Source organism: Pseudomonas sp. Pseusp15 (assembly GCF_059492165.1).
The window spans coordinates 1529271-1556238 of record NZ_CP168523.1; the positions used below are offsets into that span (position 1 = coordinate 1529271).

Consider the following 26968-nt stretch of genomic DNA (forward strand, 5'->3'; position numbering starts at 1 on the left):
GCCATGAGTCCTGCCAATGCTCCACTGGTCATTGTTGGCGCCGGGCATGCCGGTGGCCGCGCGGCCCTGACCCTGCGCGACGAAGGTTATAGCGGTCGCCTGATCCTGATAGGCGACGAGTTTCACCCGCCTTATGAACGTCCGCCGCTGTCCAAAGGGTTGCTGCAGGGCACGGTCGATCTGGCGGGCTACAGCCTGTGCAATAGCGCTCGGCTCGCTGAACTGGGCATCGAACACCTGGCCGGCAACCCGGTAAAAGGCCTGGACCCGCAACGGCATCGTCTGCAATTGGCCGACGGCAGCTGGCTGCATTACGCCCGGCTGTTGCTGGCGACGGGAGGGTGCTCGCGCAAGCTTGCCTGTGTGCCCGAGCATCTGCGCAATGTGCTTTATCTGCGTAGCCATGACGAGGCACTGGCACTGCGCGCTTCGTTGCGGCCCGACACCCGACTGGTGATCATCGGCGGTGGCTTCATCGGCCTCGAAGTCGCAGCCACCGCCCGAGCCTTGGGTTGCGCGGTGACCTTGCTCGAAGCCGGGCCGCGTCTGGCGGGGCGGGTGTTGCCGGAACGGTTGTCCAGCGTTCTGTTGGAACTGCATCGCAGCCAGGGTGTGGATGTCCGACTCAACGTGGCGATCGAGGCGGTGCAGGGCACTACTCATGTTGAATCGGTGCAACTGGCCGATGGCCAACTGCTGCCCTGTGATCTGGTGGTGGTAGGCATCGGCATGCAACCCAACACCGAGTTGGCCATGGCTGCCGGGCTTGAGGTCGGCCAAGGCATTCGCGTCGATGCCCAATTGCGCACCAGCGCGCCGGACATCTTTGCGGCAGGGGATGTCTGTGAATTTCGGCTGCACCCGCAAGGCGGTTTCCAGCGTCAGGAAACTTGGCGCAACGCCGAAACCCAGGGCCGCCACGCCGCCCTGAATCTGCTGGGCGGCGAGCTGCCTTTCGAAATCATTCCCGGTTTCTGGTCCGACCAGTACGACTGGGGATTGCAGACCGTGGGTGTGATCGCAAACACAGAACCCACGGCGAGCCGGACAACCCCGGGCGGCGGTTTCCTGCTGTTCTACCTCGATGCTGAGCAGCGTTTGCAAGGTGCTTGCGGCTGGGGCCGGGGCAATAGCGTCGCCAAGGACATCAAGTTGTGCGAACGACTGATCGCTTCGCATAACCCCCTCTTGGTAGAGGCTCTGGCCTACGCCGAAGTATCGCTCAAACAACTGCTGAGGAACTGACATGCGTGAATTCCTGGTCTTCCAGTCCCTTTGGGCCATGCAAGATCACCATGGCCAATGCGAACTTGCGTTGGAAGCGCAACTGGAGAAAATCGCTGCCGCCGGTTTCGACGGAATCACTGACCATTTCTGGGTGGCGAACCATGCCGCACGCTTGCATGCCGCCGCCAAGGCGCAGGGCCTGCAAATCGAAGGTCAGGTGTTCCCCCGCACCGTGGATGATCTGGCGGCAGCGATCGACGTCGCGTCCCGCTACGGCTGCCACCATCTCACGCTGCAAGCCGACGTCCGGCCACGCACGCTGGCGCAAGCCATCCAGTTGATCGAGGGGTGGCAGCGACTGGCCGAGCAGGTGGACTTTCCGATCCTGCTGGAAACCCACCGTTATCGCCTCACCAGTGACCTGTTGTTCACCCTCGACATTCTCGCGCAAATGCCCGATCTCAAACTGTTGGCCGACTTGTCCCACTATGTCGTGGGCCGCGAACTGCCGGAGCCGGCCGCGGCCGAAGACGACGAACAGATCCAGACCATTCTGCGCAATAGTTGGGGGTTTCACGGCCGTGTCGCCAACAGCGAACAGGTCCAGGTGCCTTTGAGTTTCGCCCAGCATCGACCTTGGCTGGAGCGTTTCCTGGGCTGGTGGCGCTATGGGATCGAGAACTGGCTGGCCCGACCGGACACGCCCAGCAGCCTGTCCTTCACCTGTGAACTCGGCCCGCCACCCTATGCCATCACCGGGGCCGACGGACGCGACATCACCGACCGCTGGGCCGAGGCGTTGATGCTTAAGGAATTGATGCGTGAGGTCTGGGATGAGTGTCGGGAACGGTCTTGCTGAGCGACGAAAACCCTGGAGCGAGCGGTGCTCGCTCCTACAGCCTTATCCGGCCTCGATCAAAGACAAGCAGGCAGTCTGATTCCGGCCTGAGCGTTTCGCCCGGTACAGTGCCGAGTCCGCCTGTGTCAGCAGGTGCTTATATTCGGCAGCCTCCGGCACGCAGGTATAAACCCCTAAACTGACGGTCACACTCTTGGCCGGGTTGCCATCGTGTGCAATAGCAAGGTTCAGCACCGCGAGCCTGATGTCTTCGGCAATGGAGTAGGCACCTTCGGCATCTGTATCGGGTAGTAATACCGCAAACTCTTCGCCACCGTACCGCGCGGCTAAATCCGATGGCCTGTGAATGCATTGTGCGATTGCCTGCGCTACGGAAGCGATGCAATGGTCGCCGGCAATGTGCCCGTATTGATCGTTGAAGCTTTTGAAATAATCAATGTCGAGCATTATCAAACTGATCGGAGAGTGATGTCTTACCGCGCGAAGCCATTCCTGCTGCAAGCTGTTTTCGAGGTGGCGTCGGTTTGCAAGTCCGGTGAGGGCATCTTGCAATACCAGTTTTTCCAGGGCTGCCCGGGTCTGCTTCAAATGATTTTCTACCGAGACGCCGTAACGTATTTTCTTGATGAGCAAGAGGCCGACAAGAAGGTTGACCAGCAACACTGCGCCAATCATCAATGCCATCTTGATTGTTCCGGTTTTCCACTCGGCAAAAATGGCTTCCCGTGAATTGGCGGCAGCGACGACCAGCGGATATTTTTGAAGCAACCTGTAGCCGAAGAGTCGATCAACGCCGTCGATAATCGATTTGATCATGACGGTATCAGCCGGAGACTTGGGTAAATAGATGGAAAATATTTCCCCTTTGGCTAGCGACGCACCGATGAACTCTTCAGCAAATGGCCGCCTGGCGATTATCGTTCCGTCGGGAAGGGCCAGGAAAATGGCGCCTTTGCGGTCAATGGAGAACGTTGAGAAGAACTTGTCAAAGTAGGCCATTTTGATCGTGGCCAGCACGACACCCTTAAAATGGCCCTCGCTATCGTTGATTCGTCGGGAAAGAGGAATAATCCATTCGCCGGTCGTGCGGCTGCGGATGGCCCGGCCGATGCGAGGCGACAGGGTTACGTTGTTTTTGTGAAAGATGAAGTAATCACGATCGGCATTGTTGGGCGCTTCAGGTTTCGAATCGAACGAAGTCAGGATCCAGTTGCCGTTTTCATCATAGTAAAAAAGGCCGTGCAACTGTTCGGTGGTAAAGACTCTGCGCTTAAGCAGTTTTTGCGTTTTATCGAGCTGTTGGGCACTTGGGTTGTCTTTTATTCTGTCGATCAGTTCATCCAGGATCAGGTTGGCTTCATCAAACGTGTCAGTCGCTTGTTGGGCCATCGACCACGTCAAATTGCCTGATACCAGTTTTGCTTGTGAGAGTTCATAGGCTTTACTTTGGGCGGCTTGAAGCCAGTAAATACTCAGTATCGAGAGGGTGACTAAAGCCATGAACACGACGGAGATCGCTGTTGCCGGCAGTCTTCTCGGCTGCAAAGGGGAGTGGCGGGTATTGTCTTCGGAGCGGTTTTCCACAAAACCCCCTGGGATGAATTTCGACTACATTATCTGCTGATCTCCATCGGTGCCAACAGTTCATGTCATTCTCGAACTTGGGCAATTCAAGATCCATATGGTTTTTCGCGTTTTGTTTCAAACGACTAGATCAGCGTTTTCAGGTCGATATTCTCGGCCATCGCCTTGTTGCCGGTATCGCCGGGATGCAAGTGGTCGCCGGAGTCGATAGTCGGCAGTAAGCGACTTGGGTGTTCAGGGTCGCGGGTCATTAGATCGAAGTCGATCACGGAATCGAATGCGTGGCTGCTACGTATCCAGTCATTAATGGCCTGGCGCAGTTGTTCTTTCTCGGCGCTGTGATAGTTCTTCACGATCGTTCCATCCAGGGCGCCTTCGACCGGCATCAGGGTTGTTCCAATGATGCGAATGTTGTTCAGGCGCGCTTGATCGATCAGTTGCCGATAGCCCGCGATCAACTGTTCCTTGGCTGGCAGGTGTTCGTTCGGAGCGAAGGAGGAGCCCGGCCAACTGATGTCATTGATGCCGAGCATCACAATCACCGTTTTGACTCCGGGCTTGCCCAGCACATCGCGCTTGAAACGCGCCAGTGCACTGACACCCATGCCATCTTCGAGCAGGCGAGCCCCGGATATCCCAGCGTTGAGCACCGCGAGCCTCTGCGCGGCCAAGCGTTGAGCGAGGAAGTCCGGCCAGCGTCGATTGCTGTCCAGGGTCGAGCCATTGCCATCGGTAATCGAGTCGCCGAGCACCACAAGGGCACGGGTGTCGAGCGGTGCATCCACCAGGATGTCGCTGAGAAACAGCCGCGCCTCCACCTGCTCGCTGCCTTCCAGTCGCTGAGCGTCGACATGTTTGCCAGGGGTGATAAATGCGGTTTGTTTGCCATCCCAGTGAAAGGTCGTCAACGGCGTGTGCTGCGGCAGATAAAGAGCGATCGCAAGCTCACTGAGCGCCGGCACTGCCAGTTCTATCGGATCACTGATCCGCGTTTCACCCGCAGCGAGGGTGACCTGTTCCTGATCACTGAACTTCAGCGTGTGCCCGGAGCCTGGGCGAATCTGATCGACGCCCTCAGTGAAGGCGATACGCGCGGCACCGATGACCAGCGGTTGCTTGCCATATTCGTTGGAAACCACCACCCGTAACCGGCTTCCGCCGCTGCTGATGCGCACCCTCTGGTGAAGGGTGCTATCGGTCAGCGCTTCCGGAATTCGCGTGGGCAGTGGCAGTTCGTTGCCCCAGGTGGGTTGAGGGCTGGCCATCCAGGTGGTGACCCAGTTTTCCGCCGCCATGACAGGGCTTGCGGCAAGCAGGGCAGTCAAGGCAAGAGGTAACGGTATTCTCGAGTGAAAGGCTTTCATCCAGGTATCTCCTTGGGCGGTAATGATTCAAGAAGGCCAGATTGGTCTATTCAAAATGCGTGTGGTAGAAGGGGAAACTGCATACAGCCCATTCCAGAATCGAATGCCCATGGACAGTCTTAGAGCGATGCATTGTTTTGTCCGCGCCATTGAGCTCGGAAGCCTGTCATCTGCCGCGCGTGAGTTAGGCAGCACTCAGCCCACCGTCAGCAAACTGGTCGCGGCCCTGGAAAAGCAATTGGGAGCCCGTTTGTTGATTCGTGGCACCACCGGGTTGACGCCTACCGAACAGGGAAAGCGTTTCTACGAGCGTGCCAAAGGCGTGCTGGAAGAGTACGGCGAGGCCGTTGCGGATGTGCGTGGTCTGACCGAACGCCCCGAAGGTTTTCTGCGCGTCAACGCTCCGGTCAGCCTCGGTGTGTTGCGGTTGAATGTGTTGCTGTTGTCGTTCATGGAGCAGTACCCGGCTATTGAAGTGGAGCTGATCCTCAATGATCGTTTCGTCGATCTCACTGAGGAAAACGTCGACCTGGCCCTGCGCCTGGGGGGCAGCCTGCCGCCGAACGCCGTTGCCCGACGCATAGCGACTTCACCGCGCTATCTGGTGGCCGCACCGGAATACCTGCGCAACCATTCCCCATTGAAAATCCCGGCGGACTTGAGCGAACACAACTTCCTGCGTTTTGCGTGGTTGACCGCGGGCGACCGTCTGGAGCTCAACGGCCCCCATGGTGAGCTAATCAGTGTCACGACTCAGGGGCGCTATCGAACCAACAGCTCATTGGCCATTCGCGACGGTCTTCTGCAGGGTGCGGGGCTGTGTATCACGCCGGCCTGGCTGGTCAGCGACCTGCTTGAAAACGGGCAGTTGGTCCGGGTGCTGCCCGACTGGAGCGGCCCACCGAACGACGCTTTTCTGATCTATCCCGAACGCCGCTACCGCCCGCTGCGCACGCGTTTATTGATGCAGTATCTGGCCGAACGGGTAGGGCAATTGCCTGGTTTCTTGCCTTGACGTAGCACCCTTGATTTGACGGGTATTTGGTTGTGTTATACAACTAAATGCACATTCTGTTCGAGGTGCTTGCCGTGACCCGTACCCAGTCAGACCTGATCAACCAAGTCCGTTCGGCGTCGCGCCTCATGGTTCGCGAGTTGGGGTTCATGCAAACCACGCTGGCGGCGACGGACTATTCGCCTTCGTTTGTTCACACGATCGTGGAGATTGGAGATCGGGGGGCGCTGACAGCAGGGGAACTTGTGGAACTGCTCGGCCTGGAAAAATCCACCGTGAGCCGGATGGTGCGCAAGCTCATTGAGGCCGGCGAGATCGAAGAAATTCCACACGAGGAGGATGCGCGCTCCAAGAAGCTGCGACTCACGGCACAGGGCAAGAAAACCCTGCGAGCCATTGATTCGTTCGCCAGGCAACAGGTGGACGCTGCCTTGGTTTATCTGACGAATGAGCAACAACAAGCGGTGAGTGAGGGCATCGCCAACTATGCCGGCGCACTGCAAGCTCATCGACTCGGTACAGCGCCGCAGCCACCCGCGCAGCTGGAGATCGCTCGGGGCTACCGGCCCGGAATCATCGGCCGCATGGTGCAAATGCATGCCGACTACTACGCACGGCATTCGAATTTCGGCCAGCCATTCGAAAGCCTGGTTGCATCGGACATGGCGGAGTTGATGGGGCGTTTGCACAATCCACGCAACGAGGTTTGGGCGGCGTTGGATGGCCAGCGAATTGTCGGTTCCATCGCCATAGACGGTGAAGGCGAGGGCGGCGAAGCGATTCTGCGCTGTTTCATTCTGGATGACTCGGCGCGAGGCAAAGGCGCAGGCAAACGCTTGTTGGCTGAAGCCATGAAATTCTGTGACGAACAGGGCTTTTGCGCGACGCGGTTGTGGACGTTCAAAGGCCTGGATGTGGCTCGTAAACTGTATGAAGACTTTGGCTTCAAGTTGGAACAGGAGCAGGAGGGCCAGCAGTGGGGGGCGACGGTTATCGAACAGTGTTTTGTGCGACCTGGCCCGGTTGCTGGGCCGCTAAATGGAGTTGGCGATACGCATCCACCAATTGATCTTGCGTGAACGCGCGATTTCGCCCGCTGGGATTGGGCAGTACCCAGACCGAGGCATCACCAAAAGTTTTTGACTGAAGCCCCCACGCGATGTCCCGTTGACCGGACAACGCGCTGTACGCAGCTTTGCCGAGAAACGCCACAAAGCGTGGCGCATAGTGTGCGATCTTTTGTTCAAAATCCGCGGCGGCAGCGGTGAACTCACGCACGGACAGCTGATCCGCTCGCGCTGTAGGCCGTTCAACCACTGCGGTTAATCCACATTGATATTGCAAGATCGTCCGGTCGTTTTCCGGGTGCACCTCTGTAGGCGTAAAACCGGCGAGATGGAGTGTGCGCCAGAAGCGATTGCCTCGACCCGCAAAATGATGGCCCAGGGCGGCGGCAGTCACGCCCGGATTAATGCCACAAAAAATCACCGCAAGCCGTTCGGTGAGAATGTCTTCGAGTCCTTCACTCACCCTACACCTCACACACCGCAAATCACGTTGACCGCATTGCGGGCAAGCTCCGTCAATTCCGCGCGGGATTTGCCCGCTCGCGCCCGTATCGAAATGCTATGCAACAGGGATGAGGCGAGTACGGCGAGGGCGGCTGGGTCGACATCGTCTTTCAACTCACCGGCGCTGACTGCCGCGCGTAGACGTGTTTCGAGATCGGCATCGAGCCGGCTGAGCCGGTCCGCAAGAACCTCTCGTATTGCAGAATCCTCGACGGCTTCGGTCGTCGCCGTGCCGATCGCAAAGCAGCCACGCGGTTGCCCCTCGCCCGAGAAGTAGATCGACAACTGTCCCTCATAGAAGCCCATTAGCGCCTGCTCCAAAGTCAGGTCTTTGTCCATAAGCGCCTCCTGCATGGCAGCGGAGGCAGACTCCCAATACTGCTCAAGCGCCTTGATGTAGAGCGCGTGCTTGTCACCGAATGCCGCATAGAGGCTTGGGCGATTCATGCCGGCGGCGGTGGCGATGCTGTCCAGGGAAGCGCCGGAATATCCAGTGCTCCAGAAAACCCCAAGTGCCTGTTGCAGCGCTGTCTGCGGGTCATATGCGCGGGGGCGGCCTCGGCCTTTGCCCTCTGTAATCTTTTTTTGTGCCATGTCGTACAAAATCCTTGTGTGGGGATGGACTGCTCTATATTCTTACATCATCGCACAAAATTAAGGAACCAGAAGTTCCTGAACGTCAGGTTTGTTGTAGCTGAGCTCGAACTGGGTGTTGCGGCGACGAAACCGGTGCGGTGGAGCGATCCTCCCTGACCGTGCACGGGTTTGCTTTCTCACAGCAATTTTTGCCATCAGGGCCGCAGGCGATTCTCGCAGGTGCTGGCCCGATTTCCCGGTTAAAGGTGTATTCGATCATGACTAAACAGTTCGACATCCCGGCTACGCAGACCTTCGAGCACGCAAGGCCTGACGCGCCCATCAAAAAACCGTTCAAGCAGAAATTTCGGCCCTTGTTGATTGTCGGTTTGCCGGTGCTCTTCGCAGCGCTGGGCTATGCCCGCTATCAAGCAGGCGAGGCGTTCATTTCGACCGATAACGCCTACGCTCGAGTGGCGAAGGCGTCGATCAACGCGCGTATTTCCGGACAAGTCGTCGAAATCGCCGTCGAGGACAATCAACCGGTTCACAAAGGCCAGATGCTGTTTCGGATCGACCCGAAACCGTTCCAGATCGCGGTTGACCGTGCGCAAGCACAGCTGAGCGTGGCGCGGCTGCGCATCGATGGGCTCAAGGCCGGTTATCGCCAGCAGCAGGCTGAACTGCAATCGGCCAAAGAGTCGGCCGATTTCGATCAGCGCGAGTTTGCCCGCAAGAAAGCGCTGGTCGCTACCGAGTTCGTCTCGCGGGCGATTTACGAGCGCGCCGACACCGACCTCAAAGTTGCCCGGCAACGCATCGCGTCGATCGAACAACAGATCGCCAGCACGGTTGTCGCGTTGAACGGTAATCCAGACATCGAAGCCGATAACCACCCGACGGTTCGTGAAGCGAGGGCGCAGCTGGACGAGGCGCAACTCTACCTCTCGTACACGACGGTATATGCGCCGGACGATGGCATCGTGGCCAAGGTCGACGATCTGCAGGTTGGCAACTATGTCAGCAACGGTGCACCGGCTTTTGCGCTGCTGTCCGATCGGCAGATTTGGGTCGAGGCCAACTTCCGCGAAACGCAGGTGACCCACATGCGCCCAGGCCAGGAAGCAACCATCAGCATCGATACCTATCCCGATCATGTTTTCAAAGCCCACGTGACCAGCATGAGCCCCGGTGCCGGATCGGACTTCGCCTTGCTGCCGCCTGAAAATGCCACCGGCAACTGGGTCAAGGTTGTCCAGCGGGTACCGGTGCGCCTTGAACTCGACGAGGCCGACCCTGCGTTTCCGCTTTTTTCGGGCACCAGCGCCACGGTCAAGGTCGATACCGGGTATCACACGCCATGGTGGCATCCGCTCAAGGCGCTGTTAACCGCAGGTAACTTCTGATGAACGCCAATTCTATCGGGCCTCAAGGTGCGGGAACATTGAGGTTCGCCGCGCTGCTCGCGACCTATATGCAGTCGGCGAACCTGCCGTTGCCGAATGCGGTACTCAGGTTTATCCAAGGCAGTCTGTCGATGACTGACGACCAGGCAGGCTGGGTATTCACCTCATACCTCGCGGCGAGCGCCATCACCATGCCGGTTGCGCAGTGGCTGGCCGGGCGTTATGGCCTGAAGCGGGTTTATCAGGCCGCGCTGGCCTTCTTCGTTCTTGGCTTGCTGCTCGCCACGGTTGCGACGACTCCGCTGGAGTTCGTCGGTGCGCGAATTATCCAAGGCCTGGCGAGTGGCGTGCTGGCGCCGCTGTCGATGGCGATTTCAATGGAGACGTTGCCACTGGAGAAGCGTGCGAAATTTGGCGCGACATGGACGGCAATCGTGCTCTTCGGAATCGTCAGCGGCCCGAGCATCGGTGGTTGGGTCAGCGAGCATTTCGGCTGGCGGCCGATCTTCTACATCAGCCTTCCGTTGTCGGCATTCATCTTCCTGGTGATGGCGCTTTTGCTTGCCGAGAAGAAGGCCGAGCAACGTCCGTCGTTCGATTTCTTCGGCTTCGGCAGCTTCACGCTGGCGTTGATCAGCCTGCAAATGTTGCTCGACCGCGGCGAACGCCTGGACTGGTTTGCCTCGACCGAAATCTGGCTGGAGGCGGCGGGCTGCGCGTTGGGGCTGTATCTGTTCGCCGTGCATCTGTTGAGCGAGAAGGTGCATTTCCTCAACAAGCGTCTGTTCAAGGACCGCAACTTCGTACTGTCGACGATTATCTTTTTCGCCGTGGGTTTCGTGCTGTTGTCGACCATGGCACTGACGTCGCCGATGCTGGACGAGATCCTCGGCTATCCGCCTGATACGACAGGTTCGCTGACGATACCGCGCGGTATGGGGCTGGTAGGGGCGTTCCTGCTGATGGGTCGTGTTCCCGAGCGTTTCGACCGTCGGTGGTTCGTGGCGATTGGCGTGGCCGTGGTGATTTACGCCAACTGGCTGATGCTCGGTTATTCGCCGTTGATGGACTGGTCGCCGGTGGCGATCGCCGGGGCAATCCAGGGGATTGGCATCGGCATCTTGATGCCGTCGCTCACCAAGATCGCGTTCAGCACGCTCGATCCCAAGTTACGCCCGGAAGGCACCGGCTTTTTCAATCTGTCGCGTGTTTACGGGAGCACCCTCGGCGTTGCGATCGTGCAGATTTTCTTCTTCAACAATACGCAAGCGATGCACCTGGCACTGGTCAGCCATCTGACGCCTTATCGCACCGCTGCGCATGCCGCGCCGATGTCCCTGCAAGCACTGGCGGGGCTCAACGAAATGATCACCGGCCAGGCGGCTTTTATCGCGGTGGTCGACCAATTCAAGCTGTTGATGGTGGCGATGCTGGTGGTCAGTCCACTGGTTGTCTTTCTTCGCAAGCCCGTTCCGACCAACTAGTTTTCGTGGAGTTTGCCCAATGAAATCCAATGCACGCTTCATCAACAGACAGACGTTAAAAACCACGTTCGGTGCGGTGTCGGTTCTTGCGTTCCTGACGGCTTGCACCGTCGGCCCCGACTATCAAATGCAGCCGCCGAGCCTGTCGCAGCACTACGACCGACAGGCCGAGCAGCGTCTCGGCCAGGGCGGCAACCAGCCTGGCGGGCAACACATCAACCTTGGCCAAAAGGTCAGCGGTGACTGGTGGACGGCCTTCCATTCGCAGAAGCTCGACCAGGTTGTGCGTCGCGCCATCGAGGGCAATCTTGAGCTCGTGGCGGCGGATGCAACGATCCGGCAAGCGGCGTCGTCCGTCGCGGCGGCGGAGGGTGCGCTTTATCCGCAGGTCGACTTTGGCGCCCAGGCGGGTCGTCAGCGGGTACACAACGCGAAAGAGCCTTCGATCTCCAATTTCTACGCGATCGGGCCGCGGGTCGGTTTCGACCTTGATGCGTTCGGCGGTAACAAGCGGCGGGTCGAGCAGCAGCAAGCGTTTGCCGATCTTCAGAAGCATCGATACGAAGCGGCGTACCTGACCCTGACGGGGAATGTCGCCAGCCAGGCATTGTTGGTGGCGTCTGCCAATGCGCAGATGGCAGCCGTCGAAAAGCTGCTCGCCAATGACGCCAAGAACCTCGACCTGGTGCGCAGGGCACACGCCAGCGGCGTCACCACGCAGATCGACGTTTCGCTGGCCGAGACCCGGCTCGCCCAGGACCGCACACTGTTGCCGCCCCTCGCCAAGCAGCGTGATGCCGCGCGCCATGCGCTGTCGATTCTCACCGGCAAAGGCCCTGGCGACTGGATCGCGCCGGACTTCGATTTTGCCGAGTTCGTATTGCCGGCCAACGTGCCGGTGAGTGTGCCTTCGGAAATGGCCCACGGCCGACCGGACGTCCTGCAAGCAGAGGCGGAACTGCACATGGCCAGCGCGGCAGTCGGTGTCGCGACTGCGAACCTCTATCCCCATGTAACGCTGTCCGCCTCGCTGGTACAGGCCGCTTCCGGCAATGGTGGTGCCGCGCTCTGGGGTTTGGCTGCAGGGTTGGCGGGGCCGATCTTTGACGGCGGAACGCTCAAGGCTGAACGTCAGGCTGCCGTCGACGGTTACAAGGCGACGCTCGCCGGTTATCAGCAGACGGTCATTCAGTCGTTCGGCCAGGTCGCGGACTCGTTGCAGGCGATCAACCATGACGCCGAGCAAAACCTGGCGCAGGAAGACGCGTTACGCGCTGCAGAAACCAGTTTTCGGTTGAACCAGCAAGCCTACGCGCAAGGCGAGAACAGCACTCTCCAGGTGCTGGAAGCGGAACGAGCCTATGAGCAAGCGTTGCTGGGGCAAATTCGGGTGAAGACCGCGCAGTATCTCGACACGGTGCAACTGTATGTAGCCCTCGGTGGTAATTCCGTCGGCGCGTTTGAGCAACGGATTGCCAGTCGCGAAGCACATAACCCTTCGTATCAATAACGGCTACGGCCCCGAACATTGGAGTCAAGAGATGTCTTACGAAGCTTTTCACGATGCACTTCGCGATACCCGGTTTGCGCTGAACCACGGCTCAGGTGAAATGCCGGCCGTTGGGTTTGGCACGCTGTTCAGTGATCTCAGCGTCACCACACAAGCGGTCAAGGACGCCTTGGAAGCGGGCTTTCGCCATTTCGATTGTGCAGAGCGCTATCGCAATGAGGAGAGTGTCGGCGCTGCGATAAAAGAGATGCTGGAGGCGGGCAAGATCCGCCGGGAGGACGTGTTCATTACCACTAAACTGTGGAACACCAACCATCGTCCCGAGCGAGTCAAACCTGCCTTCGAGGCCAGCTGCCGCCGCCTCCAAGTGGACTCTATCGACTGCTACCTGATCCATACGCCGTTTGCCTTTCAACCCGGTGAGAATCAGGACCCGAGAGACGAACAGGGTCGCGTCATCTACGACTCCGGCGTGACACTGATCGAGACCTGGAGAGCACTCGAACGCCTGGTGGATGAAGGCCGCTGCAAGTCCATCGGCTTGTCTGATATCACGTTGGAAGCGTTAAAAGAGATTGTGGCAGTGGCCCGGATCAAACCTGCCGTGGTGCAGGTTGAATCCCACCCTTATCTGCCGGAATGGGAACTGCTTGAGTTCTGCAAACAGCATGGAATCGTACTCCTGGCGTTCGCGCCACTGGGCCATGGCATGGAGCCGAAAGTGTTGGAGGATTCGGTGATTACAGGGATCGCCAAGCGCTTGCAGAAGACTCCGGCTCAAGTGGCATTGGCCTGGTCTGTACAGCGGGGCGTTGCTTTTTTGACCACGTCCGCTACACCAAGTCATATCAAGGAAAACCTGGATATCTCCACCCTGCCGCATAGGGCGATGCTTGAGATCAAGGAAGATATTACGACCAGGGTACGATTCAACTCGGTCGTGGAAACCGGTGTGCCTGGATTTATTCCACGGAAAAAGTGACACGTGACGAGGAGGGCGGCCTGCTGTAAGGCCGCCCCTGTTATCCACGGCCTTGAGGTGAAAACGATGGACGTTTTCCAAACCATGCGGTTTTTCATGGCTGTTGCCCAGAGCGGCAGTTTTACCGCGGCAGCCGAGCTATTGGACACCACGACAACCAACGTCTCCAAAGCCGTTTCCAGCCTCGAGACCAGGCTTCAAACCCGTCTGATTAACCGCACCACCAGACGCCTGGCGCTGACCGAAGCCGGTGCGCGCTATTTGCAACGATGCGAGAGGATTCTTGACGAGGTACGTGAAGCCGATGAGGAAGCCGGGAGCGCTCACACCCGGCCCGTGGGCAGGCTGAAAATTCATGCCATGTCAGCCATCGGTAATCACTATGTGATCGATACCATTGCCAAATACAGAGAGACTCATCCCTCGGTCATGTTTGATTTGACGCTGACCAATCGGCTACCTGACTTGCTTGAGGAAGGGTATGACATGTCGATTGTTTTAGCGCGGGATCTGCCCGATTCAGGGTTTGTCGCTCAGCGGCTTGGCATCACTTACAGCATTCTCTGCGCTTCGCCTGCTTATCTGAAGAAACGCGGAATCCCGGACTCTCCGGGTTCTCTTGGTACACATGATTGTTTGAGGATTGTTAATACGGTAATGCCGGTTGAACACTGGGCATTTGAGGGGCCTGAAGGCGTGGAGTCAATCAACGTCCCATTGTCTCCCTTTCACATCAATACGGCTGATGGAATGACCGTTGCGATAACAAACGGGATGGGCATCGGTATTCAGCCGATTGCTTCTGCGGTCAATGGTCTCAGGGCCGGCACGTTAGTGCGCGTGTTGCCGGAGTATCGGCTTGAAGAGTTGAATCTATTTGCAATCTACCCATCACGAAAATTCGTGGATGCGAAGACAAAGACTTGGGTGGAGTTTCTTAAACATCACATCCCGGGCATGTTGGCATCCGATGAAAAAATCGTAGGCTCAGGCAAAACATCAGTTTTTGAGTGAGTTGCACCACAGGCAAGGAGTGTCGACCCTCCTTCGTCCGCACGGTATTCAACCGTTTGAACATCCAGTGCCCATCACTTGATATTGCATGACATGCCGTTGATCGTGGGAGTCTTCATAGGTCATTTGCACCGGGACCGGTTTGCACTCGTCCGGAATCTCTGAGAGGTAAATGACTTTCTTAATGTCGAGCTTCGTTTCGTACGTGTAGATCTCAACAGGTGTTTTGCTGGTCGCGTTAATTGAATGGCCATCGTCTGCAAAGGCGTGTGCGCCTATACCGGCAAGTGCCAGAAGAACCGCAATTTTTAAAGTTTTCATTATCTTCACCGTATCGTCCAAGGTTTACTCTGGGGCCGAGATGATCGTAAAACTCATCTCGGTTTTTCGAGTGGCTACCTCGTGAGCTAATGGATACTGACGCTATTGGCTCACTGGGTAGAGACGATGTTAGGTGTTTGAACTTCTTTCAAATAGCAGCCGACTGGACAAACACTGTTGCCGGAATTCGCATGAATGGCCCAAAGATCGCAGGCTCCTACAGGGCATGGGTACGGGTGTACTCAACCTCTGCAGGAACCTGCGATCTTTCTATTTTTGGCTACCCGACAAGGGCGGGGTACGCGGTGGGATCAAGCGTTTCGTCCCCGTCGACTCGAACGCCGAAGCCAGGCGAAGCAGCGTCGAGTCGTCATAGGCGCGACCGGCAAATGTCAGCCCGACGGGCATGCCGATATCCGGCATGACACCCATCGGCACCGTGACCGTGGGAACGCCCAGGTGGCGGATGGCGAGATTGCCGTTGGCAACCCATACCCCGTTACTCCACGCGATGTCCGCAGACTTCGGATCGACATCGGCATTCGCCGGCCCAACGTCGGCTACCGTCGGAAAGATCACCGCGTCGAGCCCCAGCCGATCCATCCATTCCTCCAGATCGATTCGACGGGTCTGTTCCAGCCCGCGCAATCCATCCGGCAGCGTGTCGATCTGATCCCACGGCGTAATACCGCGTTCGGCCATCCGTACATACTCGTCCATGCCCGCGGCAAGATCGCCCTCGCGGTTGGGCAGCGTCCCCGGGTCGTGGGGGAAAATCAGCGGCCCGTTCACGTCGACCAGGCGATTGAGTTTTGGATCGCCGTTGGCTCGCAGAAAATCATCGAACGCCCAGGCCGTCAGATCCCACAACTCATGGCGCAGGAACTCTTTGGACACCAGGCCCCGGTTAAACACCGTTGGCGCCCCAGGACGATCACCCTCGCAATTGGAAACCAGCGGGAAATCGACCTCGAGCACTTCAGCACCGGCCGCTTCGAGTGCCTTGCGCGCCTGCTCCCAGAGCCCGATCACGGAAGGGCGGGTGTTGATGCGCTGGCCCGTCGGCCCACCGATGCCAGGCGCATCGCTGGTGCCCGCGTCGGGATCGGCGTTGATGTACATACGAGGCACGCCGAAGCGCTTTCCTTTCAGCGCATCGCTTTTCGCGGCCAGCGATCCGTAGGAAGCGGGGCGCACCGAAGCGACACTCGGAATTGGCACCCAAGGTTGCATCCGCCATAGATCACCGCGTGTGTCGGGATCATCGGCCACCACCACATCGAGCACCTCGAGCAGGTCCGCCATCGTCCGGGCGAACGGCACGACCACGTCCATCGTCGGCGTCAACGGCCAGTTGCCGCGCACCGAGATCACCCCACGCGAAGGCGTATAGGCGCACAGGCCATTGTTCGAGGCAGGGCCACGTCCGCTCGACCAGGTTTCTTCCGCCAAGCCAAATGCCGAGAAACTGGCGGCGGTTGCGGTACCGGCGCCGTTCGAAGAGCCCGAAGCGAAAGGGGCGGTGAGGTAGTCGGCGTTGTACGGACTCTCGGCACGGCCATACACCCCGCGCTGCATCCCGCCGTTGGCCATTGGCGGCATATTGGTCTTGCCCAGGCAGATCGCCCCGGCGGCGCGAAGCCGTTCGATGGTGAACGCATCGCGATAAGCGATCAGGTTGGCGAAGGCGGGACTTCCAGAGGCGGCGGTCAGCCCCTTCACCAGATAACTGTCCTTGGCCGTGTAGGGGATACCGTCGAGCGGGCCTAGCGTTTCGCCCTTGGCCCGACGGGCATCGGACGCCTGCGCGTCTTTGAGCGCATCGGGGTTGCGCACCACCACCGCGTTGAGGGCGGTGGGCGTGTCAGCGCCATTGTAGGCGTCGATCCGGGCGAGATAGGCCTGCACAAGCTCAACCGCCGTGGTCCGGCCGGATTCGAGCGCAGCACGCAGCTCGGCAATGGAAACCTCGGTGACCTCGATCATGCTGTTACCGCCTGCTGCAGACGGGTAGCGTGGTGAAGGTTGCTGTTACGCCGGGTTTTCGGCTCAGGGACATCACTTATTTCACAATGGGTTTTCATTTCGGTTCTCATTGCACTGCATTTACGCGACAGTATCGGAGAACTCATTGCCCTCTGTCATTCGCCTGTGCCCTGAACCTGATGAGGCGCGTGTTTTTTTCTAATTGCCATCCGCCACCTTGCGTTCGATCTCGGCTATTTTTCGGCTGCGCTCTTCAGCTTCCTGCTTCTGGGTTCGAGTCGCAGTGGCATCTTCAACGTTGCTGTCCTCAAGCTCTGTGTCGACCACATCGATGGGTTCATCAGACGGATCGGTGGGTGGGGTGTTCGAGGTTGTTTCTGATTCGACGTCGTTGACACGGTCATCATTGTTCATTTCGCTTACCTCCGTTGGCCTACACATTGGATTCAGCGATACGGTCTGAGTTCGAGATTTTTCCGGTATGCCAGCCCAATGGATACCAGAAGCTTGATGGCGCTGATATCAAAATCACATAAGTGTGATGTGTACCCAAAAAGGCAGATTGCTGAGCTCTAAAGACGGCCGTGGTAAGCCGCTTCGAAAATTTCGGCCGCGCCATTTCGTGTCAATGGCAGCGGATTACCGCCAGCGCAGGGGTCGACAATCGCCATATCCGCGATCAGGTCGGCCTGCTGATCATCCACCCCCAGCTCCACCAGCGTATGCGGTACGCCGATGTCCTTGCGCAGTTTGAGGACGAAGGCCATAAAACTGTCGAAGCCCGGGGAGGGCAGGCGCAGATACGCCGCCAGACGGGTGATGCGCTCCTCGATGGCCGGGCGATTGAACTTCAGCACATAGGGCATGAACGTGGCATTGGTCATGCCGTGATGGGTGTCGTACAGGGCGCCCACCGGATGCGAGAGCGCGTGCATGCCTCCCAGACCTTTCTGGAATGCGGTGGCGCCCATCGCCGCCGCCGCCAGCATTTGTGCGCGCGCGTCGAGGTCGGAAGGGGTGTGCACCGCCCGCACCAGGGCATTGGCCACCAGGCGCATGCCTTCCACCGCAATGCCTTCGGCCATGGGATGAAAGCCGGGAGCGCAGTACGATTCCAGGCAATGGGAAAACGCGTCCATGCCGGTGCCGGCGGTGACCTTGGCTGGCATGCCGACGGTAAGGGCGGGGTCGCTGATGACCACCCGCGGCATCATCTTCGGATGGAAAATGATGCGTTTGGTGTGCGTGCGCTCGTCGATGATCACCGCCGCACGGCCGACCTCGGAACCGGTGCCCGCCGTGGTCGGCACCGCGATGATCGGGGCGATGCGGCTTTCGTCGGCGCGTGTCCAGTAGTCGCCGATGTCTTCGAAATCCCACACCGGTCGGGTCTGGCCGCTCATGAACGCAATGAGCTTGCCCATGTCCAGGCCGCTGCCACCGCCGAACGCCACCACGCCGTCATGGTTGCCGTCGCGCCAGGCGTCGAGCCCACCCGCCAGGTTGGCTTCAACCGGATTGGGTTTGAGATCACAGAACAACGCGACACCGAGGCCGGCGGCGCGCAAGGACTCCAGCGCCGCCGTGGTGATCGGCGCACGCGCCAGGCCACTGTCGGTGACCAGCAACGGTCGCTGGATCCCTTGACTGCGGCAGATATCGGCCAGTTCGGCGATTCGGCCGACACCGAAGCGGATGCTCGTGGGGTAGTTCCAGTTCGCGGTCAGGCTCATGGCTCAGATCTCGTGGCGCAAGTGGAAGGATTTGGCTCGGGTCAGGTGCTCATAGCCCAGGCGTGACAGCGTTACGCCGCGCCCGCTGTTCTTCACCCCGGTCCAGGCCAGGGCCGGGTCCAGGTAATCGCAGCGGTTCATGAACACGGTGCCGGTGGCGATCTCGTTGCCGATGCGTTCGGCGGCGGTCAGGTCCTGGGTCCAGATCGAGGCACTGAGCCCGAACTCGCTGTCGTTCATCAAGGCGATGGCTTCGTCGTCGCTGGCCACCGGCATGATGCCCACCACCGGGCCGAAGCTTTCCTCGCGCATCACCGCCATTTGATGGGTGACGTCCACCAACACCTGCGGCGCGAGGTAGGCGCTGCCCGGCGGGCCGGCAGCGAAGTCCTTTGGATCGATCAGCGCCCTGGCCCCTTGTGCCAGTGCATCGGCGATCTGCTTGCGAACGAACTCAGCGGCGCCCGGTGTGACCATTGGCCCGAGGGTGGTGGCTTCGTCCAGCGGGTTGCCCAGCACGTATTGGCGGGTCAGGGCAGCGAAGCGCTCGACAAAGTCCGGGTAAATTTTTTTATCGACATAAATACGTTCGACGGCGCAGCAGCTCTGCCCGGAGTTGAAGAAGCTGCCGTCCACCAGGTTTTCCACCGCATGCTCAAGGTTGGCGTCTGCCCGGACGTAGGCCGGGTCTTTGCCGCCAAGCTCCAGCCCCACGCCGAGGAAACCTCCGACGGCCGCGTGTTCCATGGCCTCGCCGCCGCTGACAGAACCGGTGAAGTTCACCTGCTGCACCCGTCCAGAGGTAATGATCGCCGCGGCATAGACATGACTGAGCAGCAGGTTATGGAACAGCCCTTCGGGCAGCTGGGCGCGGCGAAAGGCTTCGGCGAAACGCTCCCCGACCAGCAGCGTTTGCGTGGCGTGTTTGAGGATCACGCTGTTGCCCGCCATCAGCGCCGGGATGATCGTATTCACCGCCGTCAAATACGGATAATTCCACGGCGCGACGACCAGCACCGTACCCAGCGGCTCGCGTTTGATATAGCGCCGAAAACCCGCGACAGGCGTGGGCTCTATCGCTGCCAACGCTTCAGGCGCAATGGCGATCATATGCCGGGCACGTTCTTCGAAACCGCGCAGTTCGCCAGCGCCGAAGCGTATCGGGCGGCCCATCTGCCAGGCCAATTCCGGCACGATCTCATCCTTCATCGCCAGCATCGCGTCCACGGCAGCGCTGCAAAACGCGGCGCGTTCGCTCAGTGGTCGGCGTTTCCATTGCGCCTGGGCGGTTTCGGCCGCCGTCAGGGCTTGCTCGATCTGTACCGCATCGGCACGGCGGCGTTCGGCATAGACCCGGCCATCGACCGGGGAGATAAGTTGAACGGTCTCAGTCATGGCGTGCTCAATAGCGCTCGAAGCCGCGCTGCAGTTCCCAGTCGGTTATCCGTCGGTCGTACTCTTTCTGTTCCCAGTCGGCGGTGTGCACGTAGTGGTCGATCACTTCATCACCGAACGCCTCGCGCAACATGCTCGACGCCTTGAGGGCGGCGCAGGCCTCGCGCAGGGTTTTCGACACTTCAGGCAAATGCTCATCGACATAGGCATCGCCCTCGAACGGCGCCGCGAGTTCGAGCTTTTCGTCGATCCCGGCCAGGCCTGCGGCGATCAACGCGGCGAAGGCCAGATAGGGGTTGAGGTCGGCACCGCCGATGCGGCATTCGATGCGGATGGATTTGCTGCCCTCGGCGCACAAACGAAAGCCGGCGGTGCGATTGTCCCTGCTCCAGACCGCCCGCGTTGGCGCGAAGGTGCCGGCCTGAAAGCGCTTGTACGAATTGATGTAGGGCGCCAGAAAACAGGTGATGTCGTTAGCGTATTTGAGCTGCCCGGCGACCCACGAGCGCATCAACTTCGACATGCCGAACTCGGCCTTGGGGTCGAAGAACAGCGGCTTTTTCGCATGCTTGTCCCACAACGAATTATGGATGTGGCTGCTGGAACCGGCGGCGTCATAGCGCCACTTGGCCATGAAGGTGATCGCCTTGCTTTGTAGTTGCGCGATCTCTTTGCAGGCGTGCTTGATGATGACGTGGTGGTCGGCCATGGTCATGGCATCGGCATAACGGATGTTGATTTCTTCCTGCCCCGGCCCCCATTCGCCCTTGGAGTTTTCCACGGGAATGCCGGATGCCTGCAGGTGCTTGCGAATCGCCCGCAACACCGGTTCCTCGCGGGTGGTCTGCAGGATGTTGTAGTCCTCGATGTAATGGCCGGCGGTCTTCGGCTGGTGGTAGTTGCGCTCGTGGATCGCCTCATAGCTCTCATCGAACAGATAGAACTCCAGCTCAGAGGCGAACATGCCGGTATAGCCGCGCTCGCGCAGGCGCTCGACCTGTTTTTTCAGGATCGCTCGCGGGCTGTGGGGCAGGTCTTTTCTATGGTGATGATCGAGCACATCGCAGAGCACCAGCGCCGTGCATTCCAGCCACGGCACACGTCGTAACGTGGACATGTCGGGTTTGAGCACAAAGTCGCCATAGCCTTTGCTCCAACTGGCAGCGGCGTAACCCGGCACCGGCTCCATGTCGATGTCGTCGGCCAGCAGGTAATTGCAGCAGTGGGTTTCTTCGTGGCCGCTGTCGATGAAAAATTCGACCTGGAAGCGCTTGCCGACCAGTCGCCCCTGCATATCGACCATGCACACCAGCACGGTATCGATCTCGCCGGCGGCAGCGGCGCGTTTAAGTGCTTCGAAACTGAGAAGGGGCTCGGTCATCGCGTCAGTCCTGCGTGAATGATCTGGACCTGTCTGAAATAGCTGTTGCAGACGCTCTCCAGAAAAAACCCAAACCTGCAGACGCGAGCATCGTGAGCAATAAGCTGCTGAAAGCTTAGCCTACTGTTGCTAGGCGCACGTTTCGGTGAGTGGGGCTTGATGATTCAATGCTGTTCACGTAGGCAATTTTGGTCGCGACGCGTTCTTTCGTAGCAGCTGCCGAAGGCTGCGTTCGGCTGCGAAGCAGTCGTCAAACCAGACATTTCGGTACGTCAGGCAGGCCGCGTCAGCCGGATTCACGACTGCTGCGCAGCCGAACGCAGGCTTCGCCAGCTGCTACAGATCGCGGCATTGGCCTGTTTGGCGGTGGTTTGCTCCACCGCTTGGGACGTTCGTTTCCCCAATCTGGTGTGGCGAGGAGCAAATCCCCTCGCCACTGGTTGCGTTAGTTACTCCTTTGGTTCGACGTGATCCAGTGCCTGGTTCACCGCCAGTTCACCGAGCATGACCACTTGCGCAATGCCCAGCAGGGTCTTGCGATGTGAGGTCTCCAGCAACGCTGCGAAATTGTTGAGCATGAGGGTGGCGGAGCCGAGTGTTTCGCTGGCGTTGGCCAGCAGGGATTCGGTGTTGTACTTCGGGTTGGCGAAGTACATGGGCTCGGGTTCGTTGGCCGTGGCCATGATTTGGGCGGCGGGGTTGAGGTAGTGGTCGAGGGCGCGCTCGGCGGCTTCGTGGAGTTTTTTTGAATCGAGGGATTCGTAGGGGGATGTCGGGTCTGTGATCGGCGGATTGGGCGTAGGTTTGAACATGGATGAAACTCCTGGAATAACTATTTAAGGAGCCATCACCCTTTGCTACCAAACGAAGGGTGGCGGCCATGCACAGGTTGGTAGACCGGTCCAGGAACCCGGCGCGCCCGAAGGAGCCCTACGCATGGCCACCATAAAAACAGAGATGAAAAAACAACCTCTGCAAAAGGCGGCGCTATGCGCCTGGAAATACCGGGCTACCAAACCCGATCACTGTTTTTCAGTGACCGGGAAGCGATAAAACCCGAGCCCAAAGCGCACAAGCCGGCGGATTCTGGCGCAGGCGTAGGCAACGACGCAAGGCGTTGTAGCCTTGATGAAGTAACACCGGGTGTCTTTAAACACGCAGCTTAAACACCGTGGGTGTATGTGGTGATTCGCCCCGTCAGGAACGGACTGACGGGGCGTTTTTATTGCGTGGGATGCAAATCTATCGCGGCCCAACCCTGAACGCTTACGTGTGATGAATCTCCCGATCCTTGGTTTCCGGCAGGAAGAAAGTACCAAGGATGGCCGTCATCACCGCGATCACGATCGGGTACCACAGCCCGTAGTAGATATCACCCGTGGCCGCGACCATGGCGAACGCCACCGTGGGCAGGAAGCCGCCGAACCAGCCATTGCCGATGTGGTAGGGCAGCGACATCGAGGTGTAGCGGATGCGCGCCGGGAAGAGCTCCACCAGCCAGGCAGCGATCGGGCCGTAGACCATGGTCACGTAGATCACCAGGATGGTCAGGAGCAGCAACACCATCGGGTAGTTGGTCTTGGCCGGGTCGGCCTTCTCGGGGTAGCCGGCGTCCTTGAGGGCGGTGCCGAGGGTGGCGATGAAGGCATCATTGTGGGTCTTGAAGTCAGCGGCCGGCATGCCGGTGCCTTCGAAACTCGGGATGACCTTGTCACCGATGCGCACCTGCGCGACGGCGCCAGGCGCGGCTTTCTCGTTTTTGTAGGGGATGGCCTTCTTCGCCAGCACAGTCTTGGCGAGGTCACAGGAACTGGTGAATTTGGCCTTGCCCACCGGGTCGAACTGGAACGAGCACTGGCCGGGATCGGCGACCACCGTGACCGGATTCTTCGCCTGCGCGGCAAACACGTCGGGGTTACCGAACTCGGTCAACGCATGGAAGATCGGGAAGTAGGTCACGGCGGCGAGGATGCACCCGGCCATGATGATGCCCTTGCGGCCGATGCGGTCGGACAGGCTGCCGAACAGGATGAAGAACGGCGTGCCAATCAGCAGCGAGCCGGCAATCAAAAAGTTGGCGGTTTGCGGGTCAATCTTCAGCGTCTGCAGCAGGAAGAACAGCGCATAGAACTGCCCGGTGTACCAGACGACGGCCTGGCCAGCCGTGCCGCCGAGCAAGGCCATGATCACTATCTTGAGGTTGTCCCAGCGGGCGAAGGATTCGGTCAGCGGTGCCTTGGAAGACTTGCCTTCTTCTTTCATCTTCTTGAACACCGGCGACTCGGCGAGTTGCAAGCGAATGTAGACCGAGACGATCAGCAGCAGGATCGACACCAGGAAGGGAATCCGCCAGCCCCAGGCCTCGAAGGCTTCGGTGCCGAGGAGGGTGCGGCAGGCGAGGATCACCAGCAACGACAGAAACAGGCCGAGGGTCGCGGTGGTCTGGATCCACGAAGTGAAGTAGCCGCGCTTGCCTTTGGGCGCATGCTCGGCCACGTAAGTCGCCGCGCCACCATACTCACCACCCAGGGCCAGGCCTTGCATCAGGCGCAGGCTGATCAGGATGACCGGTGCCGCCACGCCGATGGTCTCGTAGCCGGGCAGAAAACCCACGACAGCGGTGGAGACACCCATGATCACAATGGTGATGAGAAAGGTGTGCTTGCGCCCGATCATGTCGCCCAGTCGGCCGAACACGATGGCGCCGAAGGGCCGCACGGCGAAACCCGCGGCGAACGCGAGCAGCGCAAAGATGAAGGAGGTTGTTTCATTGACGCCCGCGAAGAAGTGCTTGGCGATGATCGCCGCGAGGGAGCCGTAAAGATAGAAGTCGTACCACTCGAAAACCGTGCCCAGGGACGAGGCGAAAATGACCTTGCGTTCCTCCTTGGTGATCCCTCGGTTGGGCATGCTGCCCGTGGCTGTAGTGTCAATCGTGGCCATGAGTCTTCTCCGTCTTGCTCTTGTTGAAGGCCGGAGTACCTCACCAACTTTATTACCGCACCCAGGCCCTAGGGCTGATGTCGTCGGATTACATAATGCGCGAAGCAGAGGAACAGGCTGACGGCCTCGCATTGCTGCATGGTTTCTTAAAGCATAATCACCTTCTCGCAGATATCCACTCGCCAACGTGCCCGGCGATGGCCACTCCCACCGGGCACGTTCGCGGATTTAGCCCTTGGCCGCCATCGCAGTGACTTCCACACGCATGCCTTCGACCGCCAACGCGGCCACGCCAACGGCGGCGCGAACCGGCCAGGGCTTGGCGAAGAAGCGCTGGTAGACCTCGTTGAACGCGGCGCGGTCGGCCATGTCGGTGAGGTAGATGGTCAGATGCAGCACCCGGTCCATCGAACTGCCGGCGTTCTCCAGAGCGACCTTGAGCGCCTGCAGAGTGCACTCGCTTTGCAGGGTGATGTCGCCCAGTTCCAGGCTGCCGTCGGCGTGGGTAGGAATTTGAGTGGAGACCAGCAGGCCGCCGAAACCGGCGACGTCGGAGGAGATGGATTCCGCGTCGGGATCGGGGAGGAACGTGATGTCGTGGTTTGCCATGGGGATCTCTTGTTTGTGGGGGTGAAGGGGCGCCGGGGTATTCAATGATGCAGCGCCTTTTTTTGCGCGGCCAGTTTACAGCCTCGTCGTCGGACCGTTCGTGAATCAGCTCGAAAACTCGGAAGGCAAGCAGGCGGGTGCTCCCCGCGGCATGGCAGCCGCCCAACGTAGTCAGCTGAGCGAGGTTATTTTCAATGTCGCAATAACGTCTTTTGGCTTGCGTTTATAACAACGAACCATGTGTTCACAATAATCGCCGACGGTGTAAATGGTCAGGTTGCCAGAGCTTATGGTCTTGTACGTCTCTCTGTCGCATACATCAAGAATGTCGCCTTCAATTGCATCATATTCATTTCTAGTGAATAGACCGGAAGAACGGGTGGCTTTCAAGTCTTCCCCAAATACGTTTTCTTCATTAAGAAGGTCCACGGAAATGTTGAAGAGGTTCGCAATTCTCTGTAAGGCAAATGTACGAACGATTTCATCTGGATCGCTCATGATGCACGCTCATCTTATTGCTTCAATAAACACGGTCGACTGATAAGTAGCGCATGGCTGCAAGTCATGCTCCACGAGTGTTTAAAATTATAAATAGTGAAAGTGCTAATACAAAAATAGCTGTGACTGTGGCATAGCAAAGACCAAAGCCGATTTTGATGAGGCGTATTTCATCTGCCAGGGCTTTATAGCCGATAAAACCTCCAAGCAATGCAGAGGTGGCGATTCCGATGACTAGAATGTAGTAGGTCTTATAGGCGGGTGCAAATGCCGGGATGACAACTGCATACGATCCGCTTATCAGGGTAGTGAATATGACAATAAATTTTATTGCCGAAATAATGCTGTTTTTTGTCATGCTCATTTTTTGTTTTTCTCCTGACAAAGCACCTCGGAATGTTCTAGGCCTGCTGCCGACCACTAAACACTTTCAGCCACATCAATCTGCAACGAAAGCATGAACTTCGCTGCGCTGTCCGACGCTGGATCTATCGCGGCATCCACCATGGCCCTGACCGCCATTTGCGCCAGCGCCTCGACAGGGTGTGACAGCACGGCTTGAACGATGCCGTCACGCAGGGCTGCCCGGGTGATGGGGGTCAGGTCGTGGCACACCACGACGGGTAGCGCGATGTGCTGGGCTTTCAGTTCGCGCAAGGCGTTGATGACCCCCTCGATACCGCCACCTGCCACATACAGGCCGACAAGGTCGGGTTGGCTGGTGAGCAGGTCGAGCGTGCCGGCATAGGCGAATTCCTCGTCCTCCAGAGTCAGGCGCGTAGCCAGCAATTCCCAGTCCTGGGGTTGTTCCGACAGGAAGGAGCGAAAACTCATTTCACACAGTTCCTGGCACTGAAAGCGCTGGGTGCCGACCATCACGGCCGCTGGCCCCGGTTGCGCTGCCAGGTGCTTGATGAACCAGCCGGCGGTGCGGCCCATGGCACGGTTGTCGACGCCGACATAACCGGCGCCGGCCGAGGCGCTCAGCTCGGACACCAGGGCGACCACAGGAATACCGGCCGCTCGCAATTGCGCCATGGCCTCGCGCACAGCCGGATGGTCGGCGGCCACCACGCCCAGGGCATCGACTTCGCCCTGCAACTTGAGAATGCGTTCTGCGGTGGCGGCCGGGGCCAGGTCGTCGATGTAGTGGATCATCACCCGAACCTGGGCCCGCACGCTGGCCGTCGCCGCCTCAGCCAAGGCCTTGGCCAGCCCTTGATAAAACGCCACTCCACGCTTTTGCAGCAGAAACCCCAAACGCACGGTCGGGCGCTGCTGCAGCACTCGTTGTTCGATCACATTACGCCCGTAGAAGCCCAGTCGGGCGGCGGCCTCGGCAATGCGTTGCGCGGTATCGGCGCGCACATTGGCCCGCAGATTCATCACCCGGTCCACGGTGGACAGGCTCACCCCGGCGGCCAGGGCCACGTCTTCCATGGTTGAACGACGGCCGAGCGGGTTGTCGGCTTTTGACGAGGAATGTTCTGACGAAGAATGCTCTGACATG

General features: G+C 59.0%; 25 protein-coding genes. 9 read left to right on the forward strand and 16 right to left on the reverse strand.

The features are described from left to right. Positions 1-3: 3 nt before the first annotated feature. Entirely contained in the window at positions 4-1245 is a 1242-nt protein-coding gene (locus tag ACEN8R_RS06985) for an NAD(P)/FAD-dependent oxidoreductase (RefSeq protein WP_018930066.1), read from the forward strand. A 1-nt stretch (position 1246) separates the two neighbouring features. Then, positions 1247-2086 (forward strand): sugar phosphate isomerase/epimerase family protein, encoded by an 840-nt coding sequence (locus tag ACEN8R_RS06990; RefSeq protein WP_018930067.1) that lies wholly within the window; start codon positions 1247-1249, stop codon positions 2084-2086. 42 nt (positions 2087-2128) lie between these two features. On the opposite strand, the gene ACEN8R_RS06995 is transcribed toward ACEN8R_RS06990, so the two are convergent. Both ACEN8R_RS06995 and ACEN8R_RS07000 read right to left on the reverse strand, forming a co-directional pair. Then, positions 2129-3670: a sensor domain-containing diguanylate cyclase gene (locus tag ACEN8R_RS06995; protein WP_032834283.1), complete on the reverse strand. Its 1542-nt coding sequence runs from the start codon at positions 3668-3670 to the stop codon at positions 2129-2131. 125 nt (positions 3671-3795) lie between these two features. Then, positions 3796-5034: an SGNH/GDSL hydrolase family protein gene (locus tag ACEN8R_RS07000; protein WP_018930069.1), complete on the reverse strand. Its 1239-nt coding sequence runs from the start codon at positions 5032-5034 to the stop codon at positions 3796-3798. A 109-nt stretch (positions 5035-5143) separates the two neighbouring features. Here ACEN8R_RS07000 and ACEN8R_RS07005 point away from each other — a divergent pair, with 109 nt between their 5' ends. Both ACEN8R_RS07005 and ACEN8R_RS07010 read left to right on the forward strand, forming a co-directional pair. Beyond that, positions 5144-6049 carry a LysR family transcriptional regulator gene (locus tag ACEN8R_RS07005; RefSeq protein WP_026286723.1) on the forward strand — a complete coding sequence of 302 codons (906 nt, stop codon included), beginning with the start codon at positions 5144-5146 and terminating at the stop codon, positions 6047-6049. Between the two features lie 47 nt (positions 6050-6096). After that, complete coding sequence (locus ACEN8R_RS07010; RefSeq protein WP_018930071.1) at positions 6097-7128, forward strand: bifunctional helix-turn-helix transcriptional regulator/GNAT family N-acetyltransferase; 1032 nt, start codon at positions 6097-6099, stop codon at positions 7126-7128. Here the strand turns inward: ACEN8R_RS07010 and mug are convergent. Beyond that, positions 7040-7579 carry a G/U mismatch-specific DNA glycosylase gene (gene mug, locus ACEN8R_RS07015; RefSeq protein ID WP_081626571.1) on the reverse strand — a complete coding sequence of 180 codons (540 nt, stop codon included), beginning with the start codon at positions 7577-7579 and terminating at the stop codon, positions 7040-7042. The two genes, ACEN8R_RS07010 and mug, sit on opposite strands and share 89 nt — an antisense overlap. Positions 7580-7587: 8 nt before the next feature. Beyond that, entirely contained in the window at positions 7588-8214 is a 627-nt protein-coding gene (locus ACEN8R_RS07020; RefSeq protein WP_018930072.1) for a TetR/AcrR family transcriptional regulator, read from the reverse strand. Positions 8215-8474: 260 nt separating this feature from the next. Between ACEN8R_RS07020 and ACEN8R_RS07025 the strand changes: the two genes are divergently transcribed. The 5 genes from ACEN8R_RS07025 (at position 8475) to ACEN8R_RS07045 (ending at position 14592) form a co-directional block, all read left to right on the forward strand. Then, positions 8475-9602 (forward strand): HlyD family secretion protein, encoded by a 1128-nt coding sequence (locus tag ACEN8R_RS07025; RefSeq protein ID WP_018930073.1) that lies wholly within the window; start codon positions 8475-8477, stop codon positions 9600-9602. Continuing rightward, positions 9602-11086 (forward strand): DHA2 family efflux MFS transporter permease subunit, encoded by a 1485-nt coding sequence (locus tag ACEN8R_RS07030; protein WP_018930074.1) that lies wholly within the window; start codon positions 9602-9604, stop codon positions 11084-11086. Before ACEN8R_RS07025 ends, ACEN8R_RS07030 begins: the two co-directional genes overlap by 1 nt. 19 nt (positions 11087-11105) lie before the next feature. Continuing rightward, on the forward strand, positions 11106-12596 hold the full coding sequence (locus ACEN8R_RS07035) for an efflux transporter outer membrane subunit (RefSeq protein ID WP_495624690.1): 1491 nt from the start codon (positions 11106-11108) through the stop codon (positions 12594-12596). 31 nt (positions 12597-12627) lie between these two features. After that, the gene (locus tag ACEN8R_RS07040; protein WP_138867833.1) at positions 12628-13578 is read left to right on the forward strand and encodes an aldo/keto reductase; all 951 of its coding nucleotides are present in this window, start codon (positions 12628-12630) and stop codon (positions 13576-13578) included. A 66-nt stretch (positions 13579-13644) separates the two neighbouring features. Then, entirely contained in the window at positions 13645-14592 is a 948-nt protein-coding gene (locus ACEN8R_RS07045; protein WP_019020948.1) for a LysR family transcriptional regulator, read from the forward strand. Positions 14593-14640: 48 nt separating this feature from the next. Here the strand turns inward: ACEN8R_RS07045 and ACEN8R_RS07050 are convergent, their stop codons facing one another. The 12 genes from ACEN8R_RS07050 to ACEN8R_RS07105 form a co-directional block, all read right to left on the reverse strand. After that, positions 14641-14913, reverse strand: a complete 273-nt coding sequence (locus tag ACEN8R_RS07050) for a DUF2790 domain-containing protein (protein WP_026286724.1) — start codon at positions 14911-14913, stop codon at positions 14641-14643. Between the two features lie 270 nt (positions 14914-15183). Further along, complete coding sequence (locus ACEN8R_RS07055) at positions 15184-16899, reverse strand: amidase (RefSeq protein WP_018930079.1); 1716 nt, start codon at positions 16897-16899, stop codon at positions 15184-15186. Between the two features lie 198 nt (positions 16900-17097). After that, a complete protein-coding gene (locus ACEN8R_RS07060) occupies positions 17098-17313 on the reverse strand; it encodes a hypothetical protein (RefSeq protein WP_018930080.1) in 216 nt (71 codons plus the stop codon). A 158-nt stretch (positions 17314-17471) separates the two neighbouring features. Next, positions 17472-18632: an iron-containing alcohol dehydrogenase gene (locus tag ACEN8R_RS07065; RefSeq protein WP_018930081.1), complete on the reverse strand. Its 1161-nt coding sequence runs from the start codon at positions 18630-18632 to the stop codon at positions 17472-17474. A 3-nt stretch (positions 18633-18635) separates the two neighbouring features. Further along, positions 18636-20027, reverse strand: a complete 1392-nt coding sequence (locus ACEN8R_RS07070) for an aldehyde dehydrogenase family protein (protein WP_018930082.1) — start codon at positions 20025-20027, stop codon at positions 18636-18638. Between the two features lie 7 nt (positions 20028-20034). Then, positions 20035-21408 (reverse strand): glutamine synthetase family protein, encoded by a 1374-nt coding sequence (locus tag ACEN8R_RS07075; RefSeq protein WP_495624691.1) that lies wholly within the window; start codon positions 21406-21408, stop codon positions 20035-20037. A 449-nt stretch (positions 21409-21857) separates the two neighbouring features. Then, positions 21858-22220 carry a DUF6124 family protein gene (locus ACEN8R_RS07080; RefSeq protein ID WP_018930084.1) on the reverse strand — a complete coding sequence of 121 codons (363 nt, stop codon included), beginning with the start codon at positions 22218-22220 and terminating at the stop codon, positions 21858-21860. Between the two features lie 454 nt (positions 22221-22674). Beyond that, the gene (locus ACEN8R_RS07085; protein WP_018930086.1) at positions 22675-24351 is read right to left on the reverse strand and encodes an MFS transporter; all 1677 of its coding nucleotides are present in this window, start codon (positions 24349-24351) and stop codon (positions 22675-22677) included. A gap of 228 nt (positions 24352-24579) precedes the next feature. Further along, positions 24580-24960: a RidA family protein gene (locus tag ACEN8R_RS07090; protein WP_018930087.1), complete on the reverse strand. Its 381-nt coding sequence runs from the start codon at positions 24958-24960 to the stop codon at positions 24580-24582. A 171-nt stretch (positions 24961-25131) separates the two neighbouring features. Beyond that, positions 25132-25458 carry a hypothetical protein gene (locus ACEN8R_RS07095; protein WP_495624692.1) on the reverse strand — a complete coding sequence of 109 codons (327 nt, stop codon included), beginning with the start codon at positions 25456-25458 and terminating at the stop codon, positions 25132-25134. Between the two features lie 64 nt (positions 25459-25522). Then, the gene (locus ACEN8R_RS07100; RefSeq protein ID WP_495624693.1) at positions 25523-25822 is read right to left on the reverse strand and encodes a hypothetical protein; all 300 of its coding nucleotides are present in this window, start codon (positions 25820-25822) and stop codon (positions 25523-25525) included. A 56-nt stretch (positions 25823-25878) separates the two neighbouring features. Further along, positions 25879-26967, reverse strand: a complete 1089-nt coding sequence (locus tag ACEN8R_RS07105) for a LacI family DNA-binding transcriptional regulator (protein WP_495624694.1) — start codon at positions 26965-26967, stop codon at positions 25879-25881. Position 26968 lies beyond the last annotated feature (1 nt).

Excerpts from the sequence above, each read along its gene's own strand:
- ACEN8R_RS07030 (WP_018930074.1), top strand. The coding sequence starts at position 9,602 with ATGAACGCCAATTCTATCGGGCCTCAAGGTGCGGGAACATTGAGGTTC.
- ACEN8R_RS07070 (WP_018930082.1), bottom strand. The coding sequence starts at position 20,027 with ATGACTGAGACCGTTCAACTTATCTCCCCGGTCGATGGCCGGGTCTAT.
- ACEN8R_RS07085 (WP_018930086.1), bottom strand. The coding sequence starts at position 24,351 with ATGGCCACGATTGACACTACAGCCACGGGCAGCATGCCCAACCGAGGG.
- ACEN8R_RS07105 (WP_495624694.1), bottom strand. The coding sequence starts at position 26,967 with ATGTCAGAGCATTCTTCGTCAGAACATTCCTCGTCAAAAGCCGACAAC.
- ACEN8R_RS07020 (WP_018930072.1), bottom strand. The coding sequence starts at position 8,214 with ATGGCACAAAAAAAGATTACAGAGGGCAAAGGCCGAGGCCGCCCCCGC.
- ACEN8R_RS07075 (WP_495624691.1), bottom strand. The coding sequence starts at position 21,408 with ATGACCGAGCCCCTTCTCAGTTTCGAAGCACTTAAACGCGCCGCTGCC.
- ACEN8R_RS07000 (WP_018930069.1), bottom strand. The coding sequence starts at position 5,034 with ATGAAAGCCTTTCACTCGAGAATACCGTTACCTCTTGCCTTGACTGCC.
- ACEN8R_RS07050 (WP_026286724.1), bottom strand. The coding sequence starts at position 14,913 with ATGAAAACTTTAAAAATTGCGGTTCTTCTGGCACTTGCCGGTATAGGC.
- ACEN8R_RS06990 (WP_018930067.1), top strand. The coding sequence starts at position 1,247 with ATGCGTGAATTCCTGGTCTTCCAGTCCCTTTGGGCCATGCAAGATCAC.
- ACEN8R_RS07080 (WP_018930084.1), bottom strand. The coding sequence starts at position 22,220 with ATGTTCAAACCTACGCCCAATCCGCCGATCACAGACCCGACATCCCCC.
- ACEN8R_RS07055 (WP_018930079.1), bottom strand. The coding sequence starts at position 16,899 with ATGATCGAGGTCACCGAGGTTTCCATTGCCGAGCTGCGTGCTGCGCTC.
- ACEN8R_RS07040 (WP_138867833.1), top strand. The coding sequence starts at position 12,628 with ATGTCTTACGAAGCTTTTCACGATGCACTTCGCGATACCCGGTTTGCG.
- ACEN8R_RS07060 (WP_018930080.1), bottom strand. The coding sequence starts at position 17,313 with ATGAACAATGATGACCGTGTCAACGACGTCGAATCAGAAACAACCTCG.
- ACEN8R_RS07025 (WP_018930073.1), top strand. The coding sequence starts at position 8,475 with ATGACTAAACAGTTCGACATCCCGGCTACGCAGACCTTCGAGCACGCA.
- ACEN8R_RS06985 (WP_018930066.1), top strand. The coding sequence starts at position 4 with ATGAGTCCTGCCAATGCTCCACTGGTCATTGTTGGCGCCGGGCATGCC.
- ACEN8R_RS07095 (WP_495624692.1), bottom strand. The coding sequence starts at position 25,458 with ATGAGCGATCCAGATGAAATCGTTCGTACATTTGCCTTACAGAGAATT.
- ACEN8R_RS07005 (WP_026286723.1), top strand. The coding sequence starts at position 5,144 with ATGGACAGTCTTAGAGCGATGCATTGTTTTGTCCGCGCCATTGAGCTC.
- ACEN8R_RS07100 (WP_495624693.1), bottom strand. The coding sequence starts at position 25,822 with ATGAGCATGACAAAAAACAGCATTATTTCGGCAATAAAATTTATTGTC.
- ACEN8R_RS07010 (WP_018930071.1), top strand. The coding sequence starts at position 6,097 with ATGCACATTCTGTTCGAGGTGCTTGCCGTGACCCGTACCCAGTCAGAC.
- ACEN8R_RS07065 (WP_018930081.1), bottom strand. The coding sequence starts at position 18,632 with ATGAGCCTGACCGCGAACTGGAACTACCCCACGAGCATCCGCTTCGGT.
- ACEN8R_RS07035 (WP_495624690.1), top strand. The coding sequence starts at position 11,106 with ATGAAATCCAATGCACGCTTCATCAACAGACAGACGTTAAAAACCACG.
- ACEN8R_RS07045 (WP_019020948.1), top strand. The coding sequence starts at position 13,645 with ATGGACGTTTTCCAAACCATGCGGTTTTTCATGGCTGTTGCCCAGAGC.
- ACEN8R_RS07090 (WP_018930087.1), bottom strand. The coding sequence starts at position 24,960 with ATGGCAAACCACGACATCACGTTCCTCCCCGATCCCGACGCGGAATCC.